Origin of the sequence: Mycobacterium lehmannii (assembly GCF_002245535.1) — a bacterium.
GTDB lineage: Bacteria > Actinomycetota > Actinomycetes > Mycobacteriales > Mycobacteriaceae > Mycobacterium > Mycobacterium lehmannii.
Map to the genome: position 1 here is coordinate 1 of NZ_NKCN01000043.1, position 22,304 is coordinate 22,304.

Annotated in this window: 21 protein-coding genes; 11 read left to right on the plus strand and 10 right to left on the minus strand. The window is 63.9% G+C overall.

From position 1 onward, the window contains the following. Positions 1-583 precede the first annotated feature (583 nt). Positions 584-1,453, plus strand: coding sequence for a L,D-transpeptidase (locus tag CEX87_RS25970; RefSeq protein WP_066811019.1), 870 nt, complete (start codon positions 584-586; stop codon positions 1,451-1,453). A 425-nt stretch (positions 1,454-1,878) separates the two neighbouring features. Next, a complete protein-coding gene (gene ripB, locus CEX87_RS25975) occupies positions 1,879-2,628 on the plus strand; it encodes an NlpC/P60 family peptidoglycan endopeptidase RipB (protein ID WP_083406459.1) in 750 nt (249 codons plus the stop codon). A 55-nt stretch (positions 2,629-2,683) separates the two neighbouring features. Here ripB and CEX87_RS25980 read toward each other — a convergent pair whose 3' ends face one another. Together CEX87_RS25980 and CEX87_RS25985 are read right to left on the minus strand one after the other, a co-directional pair. Continuing rightward, positions 2,684-3,373, minus strand: a complete 690-nt coding sequence (locus tag CEX87_RS25980) for a winged helix-turn-helix transcriptional regulator (RefSeq protein WP_233151532.1) — start codon at positions 3,371-3,373, stop codon at positions 2,684-2,686. Between the two features lie 202 nt (positions 3,374-3,575). Beyond that, positions 3,576-4,424 (minus strand): M56 family metallopeptidase, encoded by an 849-nt coding sequence (locus CEX87_RS25985; protein WP_233151533.1) that lies wholly within the window; start codon positions 4,422-4,424, stop codon positions 3,576-3,578. A 924-nt stretch (positions 4,425-5,348) separates the two neighbouring features. Here CEX87_RS25985 and CEX87_RS25990 point away from each other — a divergent pair. Beyond that, complete coding sequence (locus tag CEX87_RS25990; protein ID WP_066811022.1) at positions 5,349-6,101, plus strand: response regulator transcription factor; 753 nt, start codon at positions 5,349-5,351, stop codon at positions 6,099-6,101. Beyond that, complete coding sequence (locus tag CEX87_RS25995) at positions 6,098-7,255, plus strand: sensor histidine kinase (RefSeq protein WP_066811025.1); 1,158 nt, start codon at positions 6,098-6,100, stop codon at positions 7,253-7,255. The genes CEX87_RS25990 and CEX87_RS25995 overlap by 4 nt, the downstream gene beginning before the upstream one ends. Before the next feature lie 41 nt (positions 7,256-7,296). On the opposite strand, the gene CEX87_RS26000 is transcribed toward CEX87_RS25995, so the two are convergent. The 3 genes from CEX87_RS26000 to CEX87_RS26010 all read right to left on the minus strand — a co-directional run bounded on the left by CEX87_RS26000 (position 7,297) and on the right by CEX87_RS26010 (position 10,844). Then, on the minus strand, positions 7,297-7,953 hold the full coding sequence (locus CEX87_RS26000) for a DUF305 domain-containing protein (RefSeq protein ID WP_066811028.1): 657 nt from the start codon (positions 7,951-7,953) through the stop codon (positions 7,297-7,299). Between the two features lie 264 nt (positions 7,954-8,217). Further along, positions 8,218-9,942: an amidohydrolase gene (locus tag CEX87_RS26005; RefSeq protein WP_066811031.1), complete on the minus strand. Its 1,725-nt coding sequence runs from the start codon at positions 9,940-9,942 to the stop codon at positions 8,218-8,220. Further along, positions 9,939-10,844 carry a sterol desaturase family protein gene (locus CEX87_RS26010; protein WP_066811035.1) on the minus strand — a complete coding sequence of 302 codons (906 nt, stop codon included), beginning with the start codon at positions 10,842-10,844 and terminating at the stop codon, positions 9,939-9,941. The genes CEX87_RS26005 and CEX87_RS26010 overlap by 4 nt, the downstream gene beginning before the upstream one ends. 115 nt (positions 10,845-10,959) lie before the next feature. Between CEX87_RS26010 and CEX87_RS26015 the strand changes: the two genes are divergently transcribed. Further along, the gene (locus CEX87_RS26015; protein WP_066811038.1) at positions 10,960-11,712 is read left to right on the plus strand and encodes a helix-turn-helix transcriptional regulator; all 753 of its coding nucleotides are present in this window, start codon (positions 10,960-10,962) and stop codon (positions 11,710-11,712) included. 396 nt (positions 11,713-12,108) lie between these two features. Here the strand turns inward: CEX87_RS26015 and CEX87_RS26020 are convergent, their stop codons facing one another. From CEX87_RS26020 to CEX87_RS26035, 4 genes are all read right to left on the minus strand, one after another. After that, a complete protein-coding gene (locus tag CEX87_RS26020) occupies positions 12,109-12,870 on the minus strand; it encodes a serine hydrolase (RefSeq protein ID WP_066811473.1) in 762 nt (253 codons plus the stop codon). Positions 12,871-13,029: 159 nt separating this feature from the next. Beyond that, positions 13,030-13,623 carry a cadmium resistance transporter gene (locus tag CEX87_RS26025; RefSeq protein WP_066811476.1) on the minus strand — a complete coding sequence of 198 codons (594 nt, stop codon included), beginning with the start codon at positions 13,621-13,623 and terminating at the stop codon, positions 13,030-13,032. A gap of 94 nt (positions 13,624-13,717) precedes the next feature. Beyond that, positions 13,718-15,688, minus strand: a complete 1,971-nt coding sequence (locus CEX87_RS26030; RefSeq protein ID WP_094289759.1) for a heavy metal translocating P-type ATPase — start codon at positions 15,686-15,688, stop codon at positions 13,718-13,720. Beyond that, positions 15,685-16,071, minus strand: coding sequence for an ArsR/SmtB family transcription factor (locus CEX87_RS26035; RefSeq protein WP_083997715.1), 387 nt, complete (start codon positions 16,069-16,071; stop codon positions 15,685-15,687). The genes CEX87_RS26030 and CEX87_RS26035 overlap by 4 nt, the downstream gene beginning before the upstream one ends. Before the next feature lie 285 nt (positions 16,072-16,356). Here CEX87_RS26035 and CEX87_RS26040 point away from each other — a divergent pair, with 285 nt between their 5' ends. The 3 genes from CEX87_RS26040 to CEX87_RS26050 all read left to right on the plus strand — a co-directional run bounded on the left by CEX87_RS26040 (position 16,357) and on the right by CEX87_RS26050 (position 18,636). Beyond that, entirely contained in the window at positions 16,357-16,989 is a 633-nt protein-coding gene (locus tag CEX87_RS26040) for a class I SAM-dependent methyltransferase (RefSeq protein ID WP_233151534.1), read from the plus strand. Continuing rightward, complete coding sequence (locus CEX87_RS26045) at positions 16,989-17,615, plus strand: methyltransferase family protein (protein WP_083997716.1); 627 nt, start codon at positions 16,989-16,991, stop codon at positions 17,613-17,615. The genes CEX87_RS26040 and CEX87_RS26045 overlap by 1 nt, the downstream gene beginning before the upstream one ends. Before the next feature lie 325 nt (positions 17,616-17,940). Further along, a complete protein-coding gene (locus tag CEX87_RS26050) occupies positions 17,941-18,636 on the plus strand; it encodes an adenylate/guanylate cyclase domain-containing protein (RefSeq protein ID WP_066811048.1) in 696 nt (231 codons plus the stop codon). A 30-nt stretch (positions 18,637-18,666) separates the two neighbouring features. On the opposite strand, the gene CEX87_RS26055 is transcribed toward CEX87_RS26050, so the two are convergent. Further along, positions 18,667-20,070, minus strand: a complete 1,404-nt coding sequence (locus tag CEX87_RS26055) for an MBL fold metallo-hydrolase (protein WP_066811051.1) — start codon at positions 20,068-20,070, stop codon at positions 18,667-18,669. Positions 20,071-20,301: 231 nt separating this feature from the next. Between CEX87_RS26055 and CEX87_RS26060 the strand changes: the two genes are divergently transcribed. The 3 genes from CEX87_RS26060 to CEX87_RS26070 all read left to right on the plus strand — a co-directional run bounded on the left by CEX87_RS26060 (position 20,302) and on the right by CEX87_RS26070 (position 22,181). Continuing rightward, positions 20,302-21,174: a sulfite exporter TauE/SafE family protein gene (locus CEX87_RS26060; protein ID WP_094289761.1), complete on the plus strand. Its 873-nt coding sequence runs from the start codon at positions 20,302-20,304 to the stop codon at positions 21,172-21,174. A gap of 74 nt (positions 21,175-21,248) precedes the next feature. Continuing rightward, positions 21,249-21,518 carry a metal-sensitive transcriptional regulator gene (locus CEX87_RS26065; RefSeq protein ID WP_066811056.1) on the plus strand — a complete coding sequence of 90 codons (270 nt, stop codon included), beginning with the start codon at positions 21,249-21,251 and terminating at the stop codon, positions 21,516-21,518. 147 nt (positions 21,519-21,665) lie between these two features. After that, entirely contained in the window at positions 21,666-22,181 is a 516-nt protein-coding gene (locus CEX87_RS26070; RefSeq protein ID WP_233151535.1) for a hypothetical protein, read from the plus strand. The last annotated feature ends 123 nt before the right edge of the window (positions 22,182-22,304 follow it).

Genomic DNA, 22,304 nt, shown 5'->3' on the forward strand with positions numbered 1-22,304 from the left:
TAGTTAGTACGGTGTCATGATGAATGTGCAGTGTACACGAGATTCATGTCGCGTGTGCCGCGCAGTGTGATATACGTTTTGTTTTATGACACCGCGACACCACCGGACTATACCGCAACCCCTCTCGGGCAGGCACAAGTGGGTAAAAAAGAAAGGGGGGGAATAATGCCAGAACCCCCCCCCCCCCCCCCCCCTCGATGAGTACCCTCGCGCCTACCCGGGGCGCCGCCACCAGGCTGCTGAAGGTGCTTCAAATCAAAGGTTCTGGGAGCGTGCGCGGCAATCGGCCACGCTTCTGAGGCGGGCTGAGCCGTGCCTGTCACCCGGGAGGGAGATGACCACTTGCAAGTCCCTGAGGGGTACTGCCGGATCTGTGACTACCCCTGTTTCACAGGGGCGTGGGATCTTTGGGAGGTCGGCCTTTTGCCCGGAGATTTTCCGTGTCAGCACCACTGCTGTTACTCGCTGTAGCCAAACCGTGACGGACACTTGATCGAATTGCTAACACGCCCTTGCGTATTCATTCGCTGCGCCACCCATAGCATCAATTGACACAGTCGAAATTTCGAGGGAGCCCGAGACGATGCGTGGGGTTGTTCGGTATGTTCTTGCCGCGATCACGATTCCTGCGAGTGTGGTCATGGGTCCGGTCGATACAAGCATCGCGGCAACGAAGCAGCCGTCGGGGAATAGCATCGCGTCTGTTTCACCGACGCGGGACGCGGTCGTTGGCGTCGCACACCCCGTGGTCGTGACCTTCGGCGGGCCAGTCTCCGACAGGCGCGCAACCGAACGTGCCCTCGACATCACTTCGTCGCCCGCGATGACCGGTGAATTCGACTGGCTCGCAGACAACGTCGTTCAATGGGTTCCCAATCAATTCTGGCCTGCTAACAGCGCGATAGCGCTATCTGTGGGCGGGATGAAGACGAACTTCGCGACGGGTCCCGCTGTGGTCGGCGTTGCCAACACCGCGGATCACACATTCACCGTGACTATCGACGGCGTGGAGGCGGCCGTGCTCCCAGCGCCACACCACCGTCCCAACTGGGGAAAGCCGGGCGTGTTCCCAGCTTCGATGGGTCGCCCTGAGTACCCCACACCCGTAGGTACCTACACCGTCTTGGCGAAAGAGCGCGACGTGGTGATGGATTCGAGCAGCGTCGGCATCCCCGTCGACTCGCCCGACGGTTATCTACTCGACGTGGAATACGCCGTCCGTTTCACCAGACGTGGCCTCTTCGTGCATTCAGCTCCGTGGGCGATCAATTCGCTCGGCTATGAGAACGTCAGCCACGGGTGTATCAGCCTCAGCCCTGAGGATGCCGAATGGTACTTCAACACGGTCAACATCGGTGACCCGATAATCGTGCAGGAGAACAGCATAGAAGTTCCTCGATCGGTACCCGCGCCGGAAAACGGAGTTGAAGTTCCTCGCGTAATCCCCCGCTGACGAGGCCTCAACGCTGCTACAGAGAATTGTGTCGTCGTTGCAACCGGCGCCTTGGGATAACGTCCGAAAACAGCCCTTGTCTTCGGTCGGATCGTTATCCACCGACGATGATGTCGGCCAGCACCAATTAGGTCGCGTGGGCGGGCCATTGCAAGAGGCTCCGGCCATGCCCTGGACGTTATTGCATCCGAAGCAGTTGGCCCCGCACACGTGCACACCGCGCTTGATGCGCTTTCACTGCCACCTGCAGCCCGCGAATTCCAGCCTTGTAATTATGTTGCCGGTGTTACTAATGATGCATTTGTGAGCTACGCTGATCTACGTACTCGCTACGTACGTGGTTGCTACTCAATGCGAACCGTCGCCAGATCCAAGGTTTGGCAGCCCGCGGCCCGCCGCTTCGACCGCCGGAAGAAAGATTCAACATGGGACCTACTGCCCGTGGCGTGCGCTCAAAGCGCGCCTGCCCTTCCCGGATCGATTTTCGGCGCGCCGCTAGCGTGGTCCTCACTGTTGTCGCGTCGCTATTCCTCGCGTGCACCCCAGCGGCATCCGCCGAACCGACCGCCGGGCAATGGGATCCACTACTGCCAAAGCTGCCGAGCGCGGGAGCGCCCGGCGATCCGGTAGCCATCGCCAATGCGTCGCTACAGGCAACGGCCGCCGCAACTCAGACAGCGGTCGACTTAGGGCGCAGCTTTCTTAGCAGCCTCGGAATTGCCAGTCCCACGGCTAGTCCTCAAATGACCGTTCGCGGCAATAGGTTGTACGGTGCCCAGGCAATCGAATACGTCATTCGCAGGGCCGGAACGCAGATCGGCGTTCCCTACTCCTGGGGAGGCGGCAGCCTGAACGGCCCGAGCCGCGGTGTCGACCAGGGAGCAGGCACCGTCGGATTCGACTGCTCTGGTTTGACACGTTTTGCGTTCGCCGGCGTCGGTGTACTGCTGCCACGATGGTCGGGCGATCAGTACAACGCTGGCAGAAAGGTGCCTCCCTCTCAAGCCAAGCGCGGCGACCTATTGTTCTGGGGGCCCGGCGGAAGTCAGCATGAGGCGATCTACTTGGGCGGGGGACAGATGATTGAGGCCCAACAGACAGGCGTTCCCATCAAGGTCTCACCCGTACGTACGGCGGGAATGACACCCTACGTCGTTCGAATTATCGAGAGCTAGTTGCAGCGCCCAAATTCGCTAGCTCGCAACGCAATTCAGGCCGCCGCGTGATGAGCTATCCGAGTAAACAATAGCCGATGCCGCGGACCGTGCGGACGTAGCGCGGACATGTCGGGTCGTCGCCCAGCTTTCGGCGAAGATTTCCGATGTGCACTCCCAGAGCGGAACGACCGCCAGAATGCGGAGAGCCCCACACGATCTCCTCAAGGCGTCGGCAGGTCACGGGCTCGCCCGGATTGTCAGACAAAGCCTGAAGGATCGCAAACTCGATCCGAGTAAGCGATATGGCGCCTCCGCTTCGGAACGCACGCCGGGCGGCCACGTCGACCACGAGGTCGTCAATGCGGCGTCGCCGCGTGTCGCCGATCTCACCGTAGAGGCGAATGTGTCTGAGGGCGCGCCGAATTCGTGCGCTCAGCGTCTCGCAGTGCCCAATGGCGACCACTCCAGCACGTGACATTAGTGGCGCGATCTCTGCGTCAGCAAGCGCGACGACACCACCGCCTGCCGCCTGGCGAACCCGATCCAGAACAGCAGCACCCTGCTCGCCCACGCACACCACCACCACGTCGGGGTCATACTCGCGCAGTGCACTGAGTGCTGCGGCTTCTGAGCATGCGACAGCAACGACGAAATCATCGGCGCGCATCTTGTGGGCCAGAATGTCGGCGTAGATGCGCCGCGGCTCAACGAGCAAGACGCGGATTCGGCCGGCGGCCACCACCGGACGTGCGTCACCGTCCACTCGGACTCCGGGGTGTGAATCGATGGTCGTGACAGTCTCCTTCGCCGATGTGGGGCATCGTTTAACTGCGTCACCTACATGGTTACTGGGAGCCTTAGCGTATCACGATCTATGTATCTACTACGTAGATCAGTAGTTGATGATTGAGGCTGATATGTCGACGTTCATCCGCCTGCTGCGAGCCTCGGCAGCCTTCGAATGTCTAGTGGTGGCAGAGCACTTGAAAAAGGGTAGGCGCGGCAACCACTGCGCAAATCATGGCGGCCAAACAGATGCGATGGCGCCATTGCACGTGACTGCGTGTAGGAGTGACCAACCGCTGCGCGCGAGTGACGACCGCCGTCGCCGCCGCGGCGAGGCCGTCGTACGCAACGGGTTGGTGTCCGGCCAAAGCGATCAAGCCGGTGAGCAGAGGTCGGGTACCCACCCGACGTGCCGCGGTGTCATCAGCGCACATCTCCAGCAGCTCCGCCACACAGCGCTCAGCCCGGGCGAAGAGAGGTAGTCGCGGAAGTGTGAGCGCCACGGCACGCAGCACCATGAGAATGTAGTGGTGACGCCCAGAAATGTGGGCGTTTTCATGGGCAAGGACCGCTTTCAGCTCAGACCGGCTTAACGACCTGAGTGCCGCTGAGGTGACGACGATTGCGTTGGGGCGTCCGACGACGCAGTAGGCGGCCGGACGGTCGTCTTCCACCATGACGACGTTCGGGTGACCGGTGGGCCGGCCGATGATCCGCGCGGCCTGCGCATGCTCGTGACTTCGCGCGCGTAGGCGAGATATGCACCGGCAAACACGAAGCGCGACAAGCCCCAACGTCAACGTTGCAGCCACGATGAGGGTAAGTAACCCGATAGGGCCGGCCATACGCGTGTGATCGGAGAAGCCGAACAGTTCCAGACACAGCGTCACGACCGCGCCTGTGTGAACGCTGTCTGCCGTCGCTCCGATGGCGAGCGCGAGCGCAACCAGCCATGTCACCAGCGCCGCGGCCACCGCGGCTATCCATGCGGCGGCGCCCATGCGGGGGCTGATGCCGGAAGCGGTCATCCGCCCAAGAATGGGCGGAGCCAACCATGCGAGCGTAGCGCCGTAGAGGAGTAGCCACACCGCCGTTGTCATCATCGTCGTTCCATACACAGAACCGCCCTCGGTGGGACCAAGTGGTCAGTGGTCAGCACTCTTCTTCGTCCAGGGCTTGCGATACAGATTGGCCACAGTCACATCACGGTGGTGCGAGCGACCTGGCGGTGTCGTGAAATCTCGTCGACGAGATGGAGCACCGTGACGGGCTCCATGCGAATCCACAGGCAGTTCATGCCCAACGCTTCGAGGTCGCCGAGTTTTCGTTGTCGCTGTCCATTTGCGTGCCACTCCTGATCTCCCCGACGAGTTCGCCCAGTCGCCGTGTGACCCCAGCCCCCAAATGTAGCGGCCGGCTTGGATAAACCGTCGATTCGCCACACCCAACGTGTGATCATCGCTTTGGAAATGTCTGCCGTCCTTTTCAAGGTCCGCCGTTCGGCCGAATGATCTCGTTCCTTCTGAAAAGACACGGCCGATCCGGCGCGACGCCGTACGTCACCAGCTTGATCGAGTGCTGACATCTGGCAGCGGGGCCACGGTGAGTGCACCGCTCTACCGGTCAGTCCGCACCGGCGCGGCAGTTCCAACAGATTCCTGCGCAGAGTCCGGCCGCTCGGAACGGCGCGGCCACGGCGAAGCGCCAAGTAACGCCATTGCTCCGGCGATAGCCGCAGCCCACAGCACAACGACAACGACACTCAGAATGAGCCACACTTCCGACCCGACACTGTTCGCGCACACGACAGTCATCCAACGCATATCTCGCCTCCTCGGCGTCCAGCGTCACCCCGCCGCAGGTTGCAATCGGTATGAGTCTGGTAAAGATCTGCTGAAGATCGAGGCTCTCCGACGGTGGCACGTCACCGCGGCCGCATCAGCGGGCACCATATGGGCATGGAGCACCACCCGGGCACACCGCCTGAGCAGGCAAACGGTTACCGCGCGCTCGTCGTCGACGACGAGCTTCCCCTAGCCGAAGTGGTCGCCAGTTATTTGGAACGCGAACAGTTCGAAGCCGTCGTGGCGGGCAACGGCGTCGACGCGATCGCCGTCGCCCGCGACCTTGATCCTGATGTCGTCATCCTTGATCTCGGTCTTCCCGGCATCGATGGGCTGGAGGTCTGCCGGCAGCTGCGCACATTCTCTGACGCTTACGTCGTCATGCTCACCGCTCGCGACACCGAACTCGATACAGTCCTCGGCCTCAGTGTCGGCGCCGACGACTACATCACCAAACCTTTCAGCCCGCGCGAGTTGGTAGCGCGCATTCGCGCCATGTTGCGGCGGCCGCGTGTCCTGCAGTCGGTCACTGCACGCGCCGAACTTGACGTGAGGCCACCACGCTGCTTCGGCGCGCTGAGCATCGACGTCGCCGCCCGTGAGGTACGCATCGGCGACGAACAGATCCTGTTGACTCGCACAGAGTTCGACATTCTCGAAGCTCTTTCAGGTCGGCCGGGCATCGTGCTGACCCGTCGCCAACTTCTCGAAATCGTGCGTGACGGACCCTGGGTCGGTAACGAGCACCTCGTTGACGTCCACATCGGGCACCTGCGGCGCAAACTCGGCGACGTCGCAACTCGCCCGCGCTACATCGCCACTGTCCGAGGCGTGGGTTACCGGATGGGGTCCGGAAAATGAGTCCCCCGGCTACGTCAATGCTGCGCCCATTTCGACGAGGTGGCCGCCCCGGCATCGGCCTGAGGCTCCTGGCAGCCCAAGCCATTGTGCTCGCGGCCGGGGCCGCGACAACCTTGGTAGTGGCCGCCGTCGTCGGCCCTCCCCTGTTTCGTGAGCATTTGCATCGCGCAGGGGTGCCGATGGACTCCCCGGAGGAAGTTCACGCCGAAGAAGCCTACGGCTACGCAACGGTGATCTCCCTCGGAGGCGCCTTGGCGGTGTCCATACTGGCCGCACTGGCTGTCAGTTTCTACATCAGTCGACGGCTCCAGCGGTCCATCGCCGAGGTCGCTTCCGCTGCAACCAATGTCGCGCAGGGCAACTATGACATTCGGGTGTCGCCGCCGGGCCTCGGCGACGACTTCGATGCCCTCTCGTCCGCCTTCAATCAGATGGCTTCCCGGCTTCAGGCTGTTGATTCGTCGCGGCAGCGGTTGTTCGGAGACTTAGCGCATGAGATCCGGACACCAGTCGCTGTGTTGGAGGCATACATCGAGGCGCTCGAAGATGGCATCCGCACTCTGACGCCGCAGACAGCCGCCATGCTGCGCGACCAAACCCGGCGGCTTGTGCGATTCTCCGATGACGTCGCCGCCCTCGCAAACGCCGAAGAAAGCTCGGTTTCGATGTCCTACGCGAACATTGATGTCGACCGCTTAACGCGCCAGTGCGTCGTCGCTGCGCAGGAAAGCTACAGCAAGAAAGGAGTGGCGCTGCTTGTTCGCGTCCAGGAGGGACTACCGCCGCTGTGGGCAGACGAGCAACGACTGTCCCAGGTCATTGGCAATCTGCTGCAAAACGCGTTGCGGCACACGCCATTCGGCGGCTCTGTCGAGCTGAGCTGTGGCCGGGACGGCGGCCGGCTACAGATCGCTGTCTCCGACACAGGCGAGGGAATCCCGGCAGAGCACCTCAGGAGAGTGTTCGATCGGTTCTATCGCGCAGACACCGCCCGCGATCGCGAACACGGCGGCGCCGGTTTAGGGCTCGCGATCGCTAAGGCGCTGGTCGAGGCTCACGGCGGTTCAATAGTCGCAGCCAGCGCTGGACTCGACGCCGGTGCAGTATTCACCGTCGACCTGCCTATCGCGCAACCTCAACAGAATCTCGGATAACCGCACATCAACGCGATCCCGCCCAGCCCACTTGGGATTGGTCACTTGTCCAGCATTCCCTGCATGGTGTCGATTTCTGCTTGCTGAGACGACACAATGTTGCGCGCCATCTCCATCGCCGCGGGGAACTGACCATTGTCAATTTCCTGCTGCGCCATCATGATCGCGCCCTTATGGTGCTCAATCATCTGCGTTAGAAAAAGCCGGCTGGCCTCAGCGCCCTGCGCGTTCTGCAGCGCGGCCATATCGGCATCCGACATCATGCCGTGCCCGCCACTCATACCAGGCATCTGATGTCCGGGCATGCCCTGGTCGGGCATGCCAGTGCCGCTCGGCGTAGGTGTGGAAGAGACTTCCCACTCTCGGAGCCATCCCTGCATTTGCTCGATCTCGGGAGCCTGAGCGTTCTTGATCTCGTTTGCCAGCGACACAACCTCGGGGTCGATGCCTTGTTTACCGAGAAGCATGTCGCTCATCTCGATCGCCTGCTGGTGATGGGGAATCATTCCTTGAGCGAACCTCACATCGGCGTCATTATGGGTAGCGACACTGCCGGCCGCGCTGGGCGAGACCGACGCTTCCGCCGAGGTAGGGCTGACCGCTGGCGCAGAGTCTGTTCCGGTGTTCGAACAGGCTCCTACCAACATGGCCGCCGCCGCCAAAGCCGCGAGCCTCAATCCATTTCGCCTGTGCTGCATGGCACATCCTTCCTCACAACTTCGTGACATCACGCATCAGCGGGGCGAACGCTCTCGCCGCCTCAGTTCAGCCTCAGGACCCCATGTATGGGTGCGTTCGTGTTCCGATGAAGATTTGATGAAGACACCTCGACTACCTGTTACCAGCCGAGCGCCGCTGAGTCGACGCTGAGCTCGGCGCTTGGCCGCCACTAGCGCATGATGGGTAAATGGCTTGCACGACACCGAAGCGCTCAGACCGGCTGGCCTCCGGTCACGTAGCCTCTACGCGGGAGTTACGGTTGCAGTGCTGTCAGTGACGCTTCCGCCGACCGGGCGACCGCCGAGCATGGTGGTTAGGACGCGGGTATGAGGCAGGTCAGAGAGCGGACAGGTCAACGGGTTGCGATCCACGACAATCATGTCGGCATGATGGCCGGCGACGAGTGACCCGATGTCATTCCACCTCAATACTTGTGCAGCAGTGCGCGTCCAGGTGGCGAGCGCGTCTATGCGAGAGACCCCGGCGGTAGCGGCGGCACGTCCAGAAGCGCCGTAGCGCGGTTTCGCAGCCAGGGCCAGATGTTCGAAGACGTTCTTCGGCCCCCAGTCAGTGCCACAGCCTACGGTGAGCCCGGCGTTGAGAAACCGCTGCAGCGGCACGAGGTGCTCGAGGATGGCCTCGCCGACACGGTCGGCGAACAGCTCACCCTTGCCCCAGGAGAACGACATGGTGGTGGTGAGGTCGAGATCCAAGGCGGCGAGGCGACTGATCTGTTCGGGTTCGGCGATTGCTGCATGCTGCACGATCCACGGACGGTCCTCCGCGCGTAGCGGCCCGACGAGGCCTTCGAGCTGTTCGAGATAGTCATCGAGTTCACCGTTGCCGGCGATCATCATGTTCAGCCGTAGGCCGCTGGCAAGGCAGAACCGCATGACCTTCTCGACGGTGTCCGCAGGCACAAATGATCGTCCAGATGTCATGGTGCCGAAAGGCCCCCGATACGGCTCACGGAGCAGCAACTGTCCGGCGTGGCAGGGTCCGCCGCGGCCAATGGTGATGCCGTCGATGCGCAATATGTCGTCGTCTCGGTCGACCATGCCGGCCGCTCGCCGAAGCCGGGCAAGTAATCGGTCGACATCAAGCGGATCGTCGTCGGGCATGCCATAGATGTGGGCTTCGGGTGCGCACTGCACGCGCAAGCTGAGCTGATCGGTGCTGCGCAGCCACTGGTAGAGCTCGATGTGAGAGAAGTCCATAGCGTGGGCTTCGTAGATGGTGGTTACACCGCGTGCATTAGCGTCTCGCATCGCGTGAACGACGCCAGGCTCGAATGCATTGGGCTGCAACAGCGGTAGCTGCCGCAGCAGGCCATTCATGAAGTCGTCGTTGTTGTAGTAGAGGGTGACCGCGCCGTGGAGCCGCCCGGTCGGCTCACCGCTGGCGTCTTTTTCGACCCAGACCTCGCCGACGCGGTCGGCGGTGTGCCGGTCGATGCCCAGGCGCTGCAATCCTGCGCTATTCAGCACACAGGTGTTCGGGATGACCGGCGCCCAAGCCTGAATGAACACGGGATGGTGCGGCGCGGCACGGTCGAGTGTGATTCGATCAGGTAAGACCCCTTCGGTGAGGTGGCGGTAGGACCGTCGCAGAAAGTAGTGCGGCTCTCCTACCGGGGTGGTCATGATCCACTCCCCCGCCGGAGTCGTTTTGGTGCGGACAGCGAGGCGCGCGGCGATGTCCATATGGTCGACTGCGTCACCGAGATCGACCAATGGCTCGGCGATCACCCCGAAGTGCAGCAGGTGAGGGTGGGTGTCGATGAAGCCCGGCATCACCGTGGCCCCGTCGAGGTCTACGACGGCGGCGTCCGGTCCGGCAGTGCGGCGGACGAAAGCCTCGCTGCCCACGGCGGTGATGCGCCCGTCAGCCACGGCAACCGCTTCGGCAATCGAGTTTGAGCGGTCGCACGTGAGGACGGTGGCATTGGTATAGAGGGTGCTCGTCATGAATGGTTCGCCACAGTTTGAGCGCTGTCGTTTGCGTCGTCCTTGAGTTGGCAAGCGCCGGTCGCGCGGAACGGCTCAGCCAGCTGAGCCAGATAGCCGACCGGGTAGTTCGGCTTGGCGGCCATGCCGAGGTCGTCGCTGCTGAACCGGCGATGCGGGTCGAAAGAGAATGTGCGCAGCGCGTGGTCCCAGATGAGCGTGAACAGGCCGAAATTCACGTCACCGATGCCTGCCCACTTGAGGTGATGGAAGCGATGACCTTCGTTAAGTGCCAGCATTTTCCGCAGCGGACCTATGCGGTAGTCGGCGTTGGAGTGTTGAAGCAACAGCTGTACCGCAATGCACACGGTCAAAACCTCGGCCACAGTCTTGGGCATGCCGAGTAAGAGCAGAGGCACGGTCCCCGCCGCGAGTTCCAAAGCTCCGTGAAGGGGATGCTTCATGAGTCCGTTGAATCCGTAGAACCGTTTGACGCTGTGATGCACGGCGTGAAAGCGCCACAGCCACCCCACCTTGTGGCTGGCCAGGTGCGCGACGGTCACGCCGAAGTCGGTGACGACGATCGCGATCAGAACCTGCACGACGAAGGGCAGCGACGAAGGCCAACGTTGACCGAATGGTGACAGCGCGGCCATCAGCGGGATAACCAGCACTGTAAGGAGCAGCGAGGTCTCGTTGATGAAAGCGTGCGCCACGTCGCGGCGCCCATCACCAACCGAGGTGTTCCATTCATCGGTGTAGGGCAGAATCCGCTCAGCGACGAACGACAATCCGATCGCCGCAACAATGAGCGCAGCCATCCATGACTCAGCCCACGGTGCATGTGCCAGCCCGATCGCGGCGCCGTTTATACCGATCAACATCAGCGGCACGTAGCCGTACCGAACAAGTGTCTTCGCCATGTCTTCAGTCTTCAAAGTGTCTAGACCGCGGCGCATGTACAGATCCGGTGACCTTCACGCGAAGCGAGTCGTCGAAGTCTCTAGGCGCCGGGGCCGACGACGGCATACTCAAGAGGTGACGTGGTCGGGTACAGCGGTGATCGAGCCGGGTCGGCTGATCTACGGCGGCCGCCTCGGTGCCGCGCATGGTCACTCGCATGCGGCCGTTCAGATCGCCATCGCCGCCGATGACCCTGTGCTTCTCACCGACTCGTCCGGACACAGTGCCCAGAGTCGCGTCGGTGTCATTCCGTCTGGCGCCGCACACGCTGTGGATGCCGGCGCAGCGACTGGACTCATGATTTATCTCGATTCGGCCAGCGCATACGGGCGCCGAGTCGAAGCTCTCGTCGACCGGACCACGAGGCCAGAGGTGGATGGATGGATTGCAGCGGCTCAACGCCTTTCGGCAGATCTTCCGCGATCAGACGATCTCGCAGCTGCAGCCGATGCCGTGATCGCCGAGCTTGTCGGACCAGAAAAACAAGTTAACGCTCACGCCGACACGCACCCGGCTGTGTCGGCTGCCATCACGTTGATACCCGACCTCCTCAGCGGCCCAGTTCGACTGACCGACGTCGCTGCTGCGGTGCATCTGTCGGCCGACCGGCTAGGCCGGCTGTTCGCGCGCGACGTCGGTCTGTCCTTTCCAGCCTATGTCCGGTGGGCGCGCCTGATCCGAGCGATGGAAGTCGCGCGTACGGGAGGGACAATCACCGACGCGGCTCACGCCGCCGGCTTCGCCGACAGCTCTCATGCCAACCGCGCGTTCCACGAAATGTTCGGCGTCGCACCGATCAGCGTCCACCGAAGCGTTCGGCTTGCCTGACCGGTCGTCGGGAGCGCCTGGGCTCACAACTCCGTGGCGCATTAGTGTTTTCTGCGCGGGTGGTGCAGGTAGCAGAGGGGTGATCTGTGCTCGCGCTTCGTCATCTGATTCCTGCATATATCGATTACGGCGCATGTGAGGCCTGTTATCTATGGGACGAATGAGTTACGCTCTTCTACGTATTAACTACGTATATCGTCACGGAGCGGTCCGGGCCGTTTGAGCCTTGCCACTCCCCTTTCGTTGGCCACCTCATCCGTCGAGGCAGTAGCCACGCCTCACTGCGAGGTGTCGCTTACCGACTTCCTCAGTCCCGCACCAGTTTTGGCGCTGAATACCGATGGCATCATATTGCCCGCGCGCGGACTTCGCAGCTCCGACTATTGCGGGCAACCCCTAGGCCGGCGAGAGCAATATCTGGGCCAGGCGCGTTGTCGTTTCAACGCCGTCTTCGTAGCCGCCCTCCCCTTCGAGTGAGTTCATGATTGCCAAGGTGTATCGCTGTTGTGGACCCGCGAAACCGACGCTGTTGACCACCCACCCGCCTTGCTCCTGTGACCATCCGTTCTTGTTGCCCGGAGACATTTCCGCACCCGCGCCCCACACGCCCCATTGTTGGTTTGAATCGAGGTGCTGCATCTCCGCGACAATCGCCGCGCTCTGCGCCGGCGGCAATTTGGTGAGTGTGTAGTTCATCAGTCGGTCGAGGTCGTCACTCGTCGATTTTTGGAAACCCCAGTAGGGATACGTTTCGCTGAACCCTTGTTGCGCCTGCAGACTGGTCAGTCCATAGGCGGGGAAATTGCGGTTGAACGCCATGTTGTCGGGTCCGCTGTAGCGCTTCCAGAGCGTATCGGCGGCGTCGCTGTCAGAGGAATGCATCATGTCGGCCATGAGTTGGCTGTCGGCCGGACTCAAACTGATTTGGCCAGCGCGCGCCCGCGTCAACAGATCCACCACCATCGCGAGTTTGATGGTGGACGCGGTCCATCTCATCGTGCCGGCCGCGTCGTTGCGGTGCGCCTGTCCAGTTGTGCGGTCGCGGAACACATAGCCGACGGTGCCAGGACGAGTGGTGAGGTAGGCCTCTGCCTGCGCAATACGCTGGGCCATGTCCGCGTTCGCGACGGGCGTCGGGACGACGAGCAGCACCACCAGTGCGACAAGTCCAGTCGCTAGCGCCTTCACAGGTTCAGCTTCTCAGTCCCTTCCGCATGTTGGCCTAAGGCACGCCGCTGCCGACACCGCTTCCTACTGCTCGTCTACGTAGGTGTGGTCGACGAGCCTTATCGTGTCGGCCAGCAGTGGCCGCAATCCTCAAAAAGCGAGGCCGCTCACCAGGATGAAGATGCCCAGGCTGATCAGAACGATGGGGAATAGCACGTGTTCCCAGCGTTCGAGGACGTCGGCGATCGGCTGGCGGGTAGCGACGAATCTGGCGGCGAGAACCAGCACTGCGACGAGGACGAGGAAGACGACACAGTAGGCCACTACCGCCGCGGGTACGACGTTGAGGAAGACGGGAACGTAGACGCCGATGTTGTCGCCGCCATTGGCGAAAGTAACTCCTGCGACAGCCCAAATACCGACGTTCTTGCCTGCGATCCCTCCATCGTTGTCATCTTCATCGTTGCCGCGCCGCGCTTCCCATGCCGCCCGCAGTCCCAGGGCTAAGGGGATAAGTCCGAAATAGGGGACCACTTCGGAAGGAAGGAATGCCCCTGCGCCGACCGTCACAAGTACCGCCGCACCCAGGATGCCCGCGAAACCTAGGTACTGGCCTGCGGTGATCCGTGCCGTTGTCCCGCGCTGCCCCGCGCCGCGCGCAAAGAACAGCGAGAGCACGATGATGTCGTCGACGTTGGTGGCGATGAACAAGCCGATTGCGGGCAGAACCGAAGACAGCATCATGTGCAAGTCGCGGTGTCTCCGGGATCGCGTGCACACCCGACGATCGACGCGACTACGAATGCCTCGGCGAGAGCGAAGGCGGATCTGCCGGCATTCACTGACCTGCGCCCACCGGCGCCGCGGAAATCCGGCTCACGGAGCGCTCCCCCGGCGCGGTGACCAGCACTGTGGCGCGGCCGGCCCGGACACCGTTGGCGATGACGACGATTTCGGCGACCTCATGGACCAGCACGACGGCGGCTAGGCCGAGAATGCCGAGCAGCGCCAGCGGAATCAATACAGCGATCAGTCCCAGTGATAGGCCGACGTTTTGCAGCATTATCCGGCGGGCCCGGCGCGCGTGGGTGAAAGTTTGCGGCAGGCGCCGTAGATCTTCGCCCATCAACGCCACGTCGGCGGTTTCGATGGCCACGTCGGTGCCCATCGCGCCCATGGCGATACCGAGGTCGGCGGTAGCCAGCGCGGGGGCGTCGTTGACGCCGTCGCCGACCATGGCGGTGGAGCGCTCGGCGCGCAGCGCTTCGATCAGCCGCGCTTTGTCCTCCGGCCGAAGTTCGGCGTGCACGGCGTCGATGCCGACGTCCTTGGCCAGTGCGGCCGCGGTTGCGTGGTTGTCGCCGGTGAGCATCGCGACGTGGTAGCCGTCGCGATGCAGTTGGGCGACGACGTCGGCGGCCTCGGGGCGCAGTTCGTCGCGCACGGCGATCGCTCCGATCACCCGCGCGTTGTCCTCGACGAGGACGGCGGTCGCGCCGGCCTGTTGCATGCGCGCCACATCGCTGGCCAGTGATCCGGCGTCGAGCCAGCCGGGGCGGCCCAAACGGATGGTGTGTCCGTCGCGGCGGCCGGTGAGCCCGGCGCCGGTCACGGCCGCCACATCAGTGGCTGGGATGACGTCATCGACGGCGGAAAGGATCGCCGCGGCCAACGGGTGTTCGCTGCGCGCTTCCAGGGCCGCCGCCAGGTCCAGAACCTGTTCGCGGGTGGCGCCGTCGGCGACGGCTACATCAATGACAGCGGGCCGGTTGGCGGTCAGGGTGCCGGTCTTGTCGAGAGCCACACCGCGGACGGCACCCATAGCCTCGAGTGCGGCGCCGCCCTTGACCAGGGCGCCAAGCTTGCTGGCGGCGCCGATCGCCGCGACCACGGTGACCGGCACCGAAATCGCCAAGGCGCACGGCGAGGCCGCGACCAGCACCACCAGCGCGCGTTCAATCCAGGTGGTCGGGTCACCGAGCAGGCTGCCGATCACCGCGATCAGCGTCGCGGCGATCATTACCCCGGGCACGAGGGGTTTGGCGATGCGATCGGCCAGGCGCTGCGAGGCGCCCTTTCGGGATTGTTCGGCCTCCACGATGCGCACGATGCGGGCCAGCGAGTTGTCCTCGGCGGTGGTGGTGACCTCGACCTCCAGCACGCCCGTGCCGTTGATCGACCCGGCGAACACCTCGGCACCGGGTCCTGCTTCGACGGGCACCGATTCACCGGTGATGGCCGAAACGTCCAGCGCGGTGCGCCCTTCGCGAATGACCCCGTCGGTGGCGATCCGCTCGCCTGGCTTGACCAGCATACGGTCGCCGACCCTTAATTCGCCTGATGCGACAACGGTTTCGGTGCCCTCACGCAGCACGGTGGCCTCATCGGGCACCAGCGACAGTAGTGCGCGTAGGCCGCGGCGGGTGCGCGCTAGGGAGTACTCCTCTAGGCCTTCGCTGATGGAGAACAGGAACGCCAGCATGGCGGCCTCGCCGACCTCGCCGAGGATGACCGCGCCCACGGCGGCGATGGTCATCAGCGTGCCGACGCCGATTTTGCCCTTGGCCAGCCGCTTGAGCGTGGAGGGGACGAAGGTGTAGGCGCCGACGACCAGGGCCAGCGCTTCTAGCGTGAGCACCACTGGGCGTGCGGCATCAGCGAACCCGGCGATCAAAGCGGCCAGCAGCAGCACCCCCGAAATGGCGGCGAACTGCAGTTCGCGCACTTGCCACAGGCGTTCGGGCTCGTGCTCCTCGGCCTGTTCGTCGGTGGTGGGTTCGTCGTGGCCGCAGCCGCACGCGTCGCTCATTTACTTCCCCTCGTCTTGGTCGTTGCCCCGGCGCGGATTCCGTAGGTGGGGCACAGCGCCACCTTGTTGCCGGTGGCGGCCAGCAGCGTCTCGGCCGAGGCCAGCAGATCCATCAGCTCCGGGCGGGTCAGCGAGTAGAACATTTGCCGCCCTTCGGGACGGCCGGTGACCAGGCCGCACTCGCGCAGACAGGCCAGGTGCGCCGACACGGTCGACTGCGCCGCTCCCAGCAGGCCGGTCAGATCCACCACGCGGGCTTCGCCTTCGGTGAGTCGCTCCAGGATCGCCAGCCGGGTCGGGTCGGACAGGCCGTGAAACAGCGCCACAGCCGGTGCCAGGTCTGTGGTGGGTCGCGTTGAGGATCCCCCCGTTGTCATCGCCATTCGACGATGATAGCGTGCGAGGTGCATCGATCGTCAAATTACGGTGATAGCGTTCACTGGCGCTGATTCGGGAGGCGGAGAAGATCCAGTAGGAAACGCACGCGGTGGTGGATCTTGGCGGGGTCGCTGATCGCGGGTTCGACATCACGATCATGAACGTGGCGTCTGCTCGACACACAACTTACCCGTTCTTGGGCCGAAAAGCGTTCGGTCACAACCCAATCAGTGGACCGAGCGGTGGGATGACTCGAACACCGTCGTCGATCGTAGAAAGGGGTGGCTGCGATGTTGATGAACCGGGCCGAGATCGGGCTGGTGAATTCGCCGCCGCGGTGCTGGCTGCAACGCATCTATGAGGTGCCGGTGCTGCTGCGGTTTGGCGGTCGCCTGCTGCCCGGCACACCAGCCTTGGAGATCGGGTGTGGGTCCGGATACGGCTTGGAGCTGATCTTGGAACGGTTCGGGGCGGGTACCGCGGACGCGGTGGATCTGGACCCGGCGATGATCCATCGCGCCGGCCGGCGCCTCGCCCGCTACGGGGATCGGGTCCGGCTGGCCCAGGGCAGCGCCACCGATCTGCGCACCGCACTGGATGCCGACGACGACAGCTACGGCGGGGTCTTCGATTTCGGGATCGTGCACCACATCCAGGACTGGCGAAAAGCCATCGCCGAAGTCGCCCGGGTGATCGCACCGGGTGGGCGGTTTTACTTCGAGGAGGTCACCTCGCACGCCCTGGCGCGCCCAATCTACCGGCGGCTGTTCGATCACCCCACCGACGACCGATTCAGCGCCGAACAGTTCCTCGATGAACTGGCCCACCACGGCCTGGTGGTGCTCGGATCGCTCACCCGAATCCAGGGTGATTACCTGCTCGGCGCTGCAACCAAGCCCGTGCCCACCGGGGGTGAGCGGTGATGGCGAATGCTGTGCTGGCCCTGTTCGCCGCCATGATGTTGGTGATGGGCGCCCTGCGCGCAGCGATTCAACGGCGCCACACCGGAGAGATCGGCACGCGGCGCTCGATGCGCCCTGACGGCTCCCTGGAGTGGTGGGCGCTGGCCGGAACCGACCTCGGTTGGCTGACTGTGGGGATCGGGGCACCCGTCGCCGACTTGGCCGGCATGTCGCCGCTGGCGATCTTGGATCATTCGATGCTGCGCGGGGTCGGTGTCGCGGTAGCAGTGCTCGGCATAGTCTTGGCCTTCGCCGCTCAAATGGCCATGGGCGCGTCCTGGCGGACCGGGATCGACGAGGCGGAACGCACGACTCTGGTAACCACCGGTGCCTTCCGGGTCGTTCGCAACCCGGTCTTCGCCGCCGCAACTGTCGCGTTTATCGGCCTGGCGCTCATGGTGCCCAACGCGGTGGCAGTCGCCGGGCTGGTGGTTTCCGTGATCGGCATAGAAGCACAGGTGCGCTTCGCCGAAGAGCCCTACCTACGCCGCGTCCACGGCGTGGCCTACACCAGCTACGCCTCCCGCGTGGGTCGCTTCCTACCCGGGATCGGACGCCTGCAACCCGAACACCAGTACCGGAGCTAACCGATGCGGGCGAAATGGAGCGATCCGTTGCGTTACTCACCGCGCCGTGATCGCGGGCTGCGGCCCACAAAAGTAGCCACCAAAAGTGCTGCGTCACAACCGAATCACTCTGGCGCTTGTTGGCGGTCGAACACCGCCGGCACAAGGATGCTCGAGGAGGTGGCACCGAATGATGCTCGAGGATCTCGCGGCCTGCTGCGAATAGCGCGCATGTCCGCCGTGGGCTTGCGGGTACGAGCGCTGCTGAGCCCGTGGCGGGTGATGCATCGGTTCAGATGCGCCGCCAGACATCAGCGCATCTGAGGGATGATAGAGGGACGATCAGGTGACTGAATCGGAAAGTGTCGAGGCGACGTTCGCGTTCGTCGATCTGTCTGGGTTCAGCGTCCTGACTGAAATGTGCGGTGATGAACAGGCGGCCAGTCTGGCCGGCCGCCTGCTTGCCGTGACCCGTGACTCGCTATGGCCGGGCGTCACCATCGTCAAGACGATGGGTGATGCGGTCATGCTGCGCTCCAGCAAGCCCGAGCAGATGGTGGCGACCATCCTGCAGCTTGCTGACCGGGCCGCCGATGAGGACGGCTTCCTTGCACTGCGGGCTGGCATTCACCACGGCAGCGCGGTGCACCGCGACAACGACTACTTCGGACACGGCGTGAATGTGGCCGCCCGCATCACGGCGCTGGCCGGCGCCGGGCAGGCTGTGGTCACCGACAATGTTCGTCAGGCCTGCGCGCAGCTTGGTCTATCGCCAGATCCATTGGGCGCCAAGAAACTCCGCAACATTGCGACACCGATGGAGGTGTACGCGGTGTGCCTGCCGGCGGCTCGCTACCCCACCGACCCGGTGTGCCGCGTGCGGGTCGACCCTGGCACGGCGGCCAGCCATCTGCGTCACGCCGATCGTGACTGGTGGTTCTGCTCACCAGAGTGCGCTCAACGATTCGCCGCCGCACCAGCGCAATACGCGAGTGTCGACACAGTCAGCGATCACCAGCAGCGTGGGATTACCCGGGACTGAGCGCCAATCCGGCTCAACTGGCGCCGTGGCTCAGATCGATTGGCGCTGTTGTCTTTCAGCTGCGGCGTGGGTCTGCGCCCATGCGTTGTAACCGCCGATCAGGTCGCTCACGCGTCCGAATCCGTCGGCCCGCATCATGGAGGCGGCCACACTGGATCTCCAGCCGCCGGCGCAGTGCACCACGATCGGCTTGTCACCGGCAATGTGCGCCAGTTGGGTGCGCAGTTGTGCCAGCGGGATGTGCACCGCGCCAGGTATCGTCCCGGCTTCGCGTTCGCCGGGATTGCGGATGTCGATCACCGTCACCGCATGCGCGGCCCGCAGGCGGTCGAGCTCAGCGACATCGATTCGCGGTGCGGGTTGAACAAGGTCGGTCAGCTCGGCGGGGAAATTTCCGTCATGCGCGACGGTGAGATAGCCGATCACGTTGTCGGAGCCGACTCGGGCCAGCCGCATGGCCGCCGCCTGCTCCTCACCGGGATAGGTGACCAGCGCGATGGTCGCACCCACCTCGGCAACCATGCCGCCGGTCTCGGCGAAGCGGCCGTCGAAACCGACGTTGACCGATCCGCGGAGATGACCGGCAGCGAAGTCGTCTACCGACCGGGCATCCACCACGCGGACACCGGCCGCCAGAGCGGACCGCAGCTGGGCCGCGGTCAGTTCGGGGATGTTGCGGTGCTGATCCAGCAGTGGATGCACGCGTTTGTTCATCGCGGCGTCAACCGAGAAATAGGCGGGCGCCGCCGGCTGGCCGTGGGTGATCAGCTCCACGAATTCGGCCTCGGTCATCGGCTGCGCCGACGGGTTGGTGCGGCGCTGCACACCGATGGTTGAGGTGAGTTCAGCAGAGAGGTTCTTGCCGCACGACGACCCGGCGCCGTGGGCCGGCATCACCGTGACGTGGTCGGGCAGCCTCAGCAGGCGGTCGTGGATGGTTCGATACATCGCCCGAGCCAGGTCGGTAGTTGAGCCATCACCAAGGTTGGCCAGGTCCGGGCGGCCCACATCGCCGATGAACAGCGCGTCGCCGGTCAGCACCGCGACCGGGTCGACCCCGGCACGTTCACGCACCAGGACGCTGATCGATTCCCAGGTGTGCCCGGGGGTGGAGAGGATCTCCAGGTCGACCTCACCGAGCGAGAGGTGCTGCCCGTCAGACAACCGGCGGATCGGGTAGTCGGTCTGGGCGGCCGCGCCGAAGCCGATCCACGCCCCGGTGGCCTGCACCAATTCCAGGTGACCGGAGACGAAGTCGGCGTGAAAGTGGGTGTTGACTACGCCTTCGATTGTCAAACCGTGTTTGGCGGCGTCGTCGAGGTATTCGGTGATGTCGCGGCGCGGGTCGACAACGACTGCGCGCCCGGTGGTTTCGTCGCCGACCAGATACGACGCGTGCGACAGGCACTCGATGTAGTACTGCTCCAGAATCATCCGTCCGTCCTCCTATGTCCCGCGGATACGCAGAAACCCGTGCGGTCTCAGCCGATACCCCTGGCGCATTCCGGCGTCATCCGATGTATACCCAGGGGGGTATCGACTACTATAGCCCGCATACCCCCCGAGGTATTCCGGAGATGGCGCGGTTCGGTCCCGGCCCCGACAGACAGGACGACACGAGATGTTGAACAAGGCGAGGTTCGAATCTGCCGCGATGAGGTCGCCATGATGGCGTTGACCGTCGCCTTGGCCGTGTTGGTCGGGGTCGCGCTGGGGCTGCTGGGCGGGGGCGGCGCGATCCTGACCGTCCCGCTGCTGGCCTATGTCGGGGGCCTGGACGCCACGCAGGCGATCGCAACTTCGCTTCTGGTGATCGCGGTCACCAGCGCGGTCGGCGCGATCGCCCATGTGCGGGCCGGGCGGGTGCGGTGGGGCGTCGCGCTGCCGTTCGGCGCGGCGGCCATGACCGGGGCCGTGGGCGGCGGTCTGCTAGCCCGCTTCATTCCCGGGACCGCACTGCTGATCGCATTCGCGGTGATCATGCTCGCCGCCGGGGGTGCGATGCTGCGCGGCCGCAGCAACACCCATGCGTGCGACGCGGTCCGGCGCGTGCCCATGGTCAAGATGGCCGTGCTGGGTGTTGCCGTCGGCGCGGTCAGCGGGCTGGTCGGCGCGGGTGGCGGCTTCCTGTTGGTGCCTGCGCTGGCCGTGCTGACCGGGCTCCCGATGCCCGCCGCGGTCGGCACCTCCCTGGTGGTGATCGCGATGCAATCGTTCGCCGGTCTGACGGGGCATCTGGCCAGCGGACAGGTCTACTGGCCAATGGCCGCTGTGGTCACCGCCGCCGCCGTTGTGGGCGCTCTGATCGGCGCACGCTTCACCGGCGCGGTCGATCCCAATGCGTTGCGCACGGTCTTCGGCTGGTTCGTTCTGGTGATGGCGTCGGTGCTCCTCGCGCAGGAGACAACCCTGGCTGTCGGTGCCGCGTCTGCAGCCCTGATCATGATCGGCGTCGGCACTTATGTCACCTGCCGTCGAACCGCCTACTGTCCCCTGCGGCGGCTCATCCCTCGCGTGCACCCAGCCGCCGCGGCCTGACCAGGCGAAGGCACCGGGAAGAATACCCCCACGGGTAATGTTGACCTGCTCGAAACCGCAGAAGGGAAATCGCGATGGTTGGCGACGAAGACAGCATTGCCGCCGTATTGAATCGGCTGCGGCGCGCTCAAGGACAGCTCGCCGGTGTGATCTCGATGATCGAGCAGGGACGCGAGTGCAAAGACGTCGTCACCCAACTCGCCGCCGTCTCACGCGCCCTGGACCGGGCGGGTTTCAAGATCGTCGCGACCGGTCTGCGCGAATGCATCACCGGAGACAGCACCGAGGGTGTCGAGCCGATGACCGAAGCCGAACTGGAGAAGTTGTTCCTCGCGCTAGCATGACCGGTCGCTGTCGGCGGAATGATGCTGAACGCCTCAGGTACAAGTTGTCGTGTGGTGCTCGCTCGAATTCCGCATCACGGGGTTCAGCGGACAACCCGCAAATTTGAGTTTGCCTCGCTTGCGAGAGGTTAGCCGGACGCCATCACCATGACTGTCACGAAATCGAACAGCAGCGCTCTGCCCGCGCCGGCCGTCGCTATCGCCGTAGCGTTGACGGCCGGGACGTTGGCCGTGGGCTATTGGGCGCTCGGGCTGGCGACCATGATCATCTTCACCACCGGGTTCGTCGGGGGCTTACTCCTATGGCTGGTGCGGCCGGATGGCGGCACCTGGACCGACATTCGCGCGCCATACTGGATCGCGTTGACACTGTTTGTGATTCACCGCGTCGAAGAGAAGCAGATGAAATTCTTCGCCTTCCTGGCGGAGGTCACAGGGGTGCCCACTCCCGCGGTGACGTCAGTTCCCGTGGTCTTGCTGGTCGTCGTTTCGGCTGGCGCCTGGCTGCTGGTGCCGGTCCTCATGCACCGTCGGCGACCAATTGCCCGCTATCTCGCATGGACGTTCTTTGCCTCGATGGGCCTGACCGAGTTGGCGCACTTCCTGGTGTTTCCGTGGCTCGATCCCACCGGCGCCGGCTACGTGCCCGGAATGTGGAGCTGACGGCGCTCATCGAAAGTCCCCAGGTGTGCTCGCTGAAATTCCCCACCTGTGAGCAGCGGTCAGTGTAGTGGTTGGCGGGTGCCGGTGGTGGTTCGGCGGAGTGTTTCCGCGGCGGCCTGGTGG

Bases quoted from the DNA above. Each gene is read 5' to 3' on its own strand.
- CEX87_RS25970 (WP_066811019.1), top strand. From the start codon at position 584: ATGCGTGGGGTTGTTCGGTATGTTCTTGCCGCGATCACGATTCCTGCG.
- ripB (WP_083406459.1), top strand. From the start codon at position 1,879: ATGGGACCTACTGCCCGTGGCGTGCGCTCAAAGCGCGCCTGCCCTTCC.
- CEX87_RS25985 (WP_233151533.1), bottom strand. From the start codon at position 4,424: ATGACCGCTTCCGGCATCAGCCCCCGCATGGGCGCCGCCGCATGGATA.
- CEX87_RS25990 (WP_066811022.1), top strand. From the start codon at position 5,349: ATGGGCATGGAGCACCACCCGGGCACACCGCCTGAGCAGGCAAACGGT.
- CEX87_RS25995 (WP_066811025.1), top strand. From the start codon at position 6,098: ATGAGTCCCCCGGCTACGTCAATGCTGCGCCCATTTCGACGAGGTGGC.
- CEX87_RS26000 (WP_066811028.1), bottom strand. From the start codon at position 7,953: ATGCAGCACAGGCGAAATGGATTGAGGCTCGCGGCTTTGGCGGCGGCG.
- CEX87_RS26005 (WP_066811031.1), bottom strand. From the start codon at position 9,942: ATGACGAGCACCCTCTATACCAATGCCACCGTCCTCACGTGCGACCGC.
- CEX87_RS26010 (WP_066811035.1), bottom strand. From the start codon at position 10,844: ATGGCGAAGACACTTGTTCGGTACGGCTACGTGCCGCTGATGTTGATC.
- CEX87_RS26025 (WP_066811476.1), bottom strand. From the start codon at position 13,623: ATGATGCTGTCTTCGGTTCTGCCCGCAATCGGCTTGTTCATCGCCACC.
- CEX87_RS26030 (WP_094289759.1), bottom strand. From the start codon at position 15,688: ATGAGCGACGCGTGCGGCTGCGGCCACGACGAACCCACCACCGACGAA.
- CEX87_RS26035 (WP_083997715.1), bottom strand. From the start codon at position 16,071: ATGGCGATGACAACGGGGGGATCCTCAACGCGACCCACCACAGACCTG.
- CEX87_RS26040 (WP_233151534.1), top strand. From the start codon at position 16,357: ATGTTGATGAACCGGGCCGAGATCGGGCTGGTGAATTCGCCGCCGCGG.
- CEX87_RS26045 (WP_083997716.1), top strand. From the start codon at position 16,989: ATGGCGAATGCTGTGCTGGCCCTGTTCGCCGCCATGATGTTGGTGATG.
- CEX87_RS26055 (WP_066811051.1), bottom strand. From the start codon at position 20,070: ATGATTCTGGAGCAGTACTACATCGAGTGCCTGTCGCACGCGTCGTAT.
- CEX87_RS26060 (WP_094289761.1), top strand. From the start codon at position 20,302: ATGATGGCGTTGACCGTCGCCTTGGCCGTGTTGGTCGGGGTCGCGCTG.
- CEX87_RS26065 (WP_066811056.1), top strand. From the start codon at position 21,249: ATGGTTGGCGACGAAGACAGCATTGCCGCCGTATTGAATCGGCTGCGG.
- CEX87_RS26070 (WP_233151535.1), top strand. From the start codon at position 21,666: ATGACTGTCACGAAATCGAACAGCAGCGCTCTGCCCGCGCCGGCCGTC.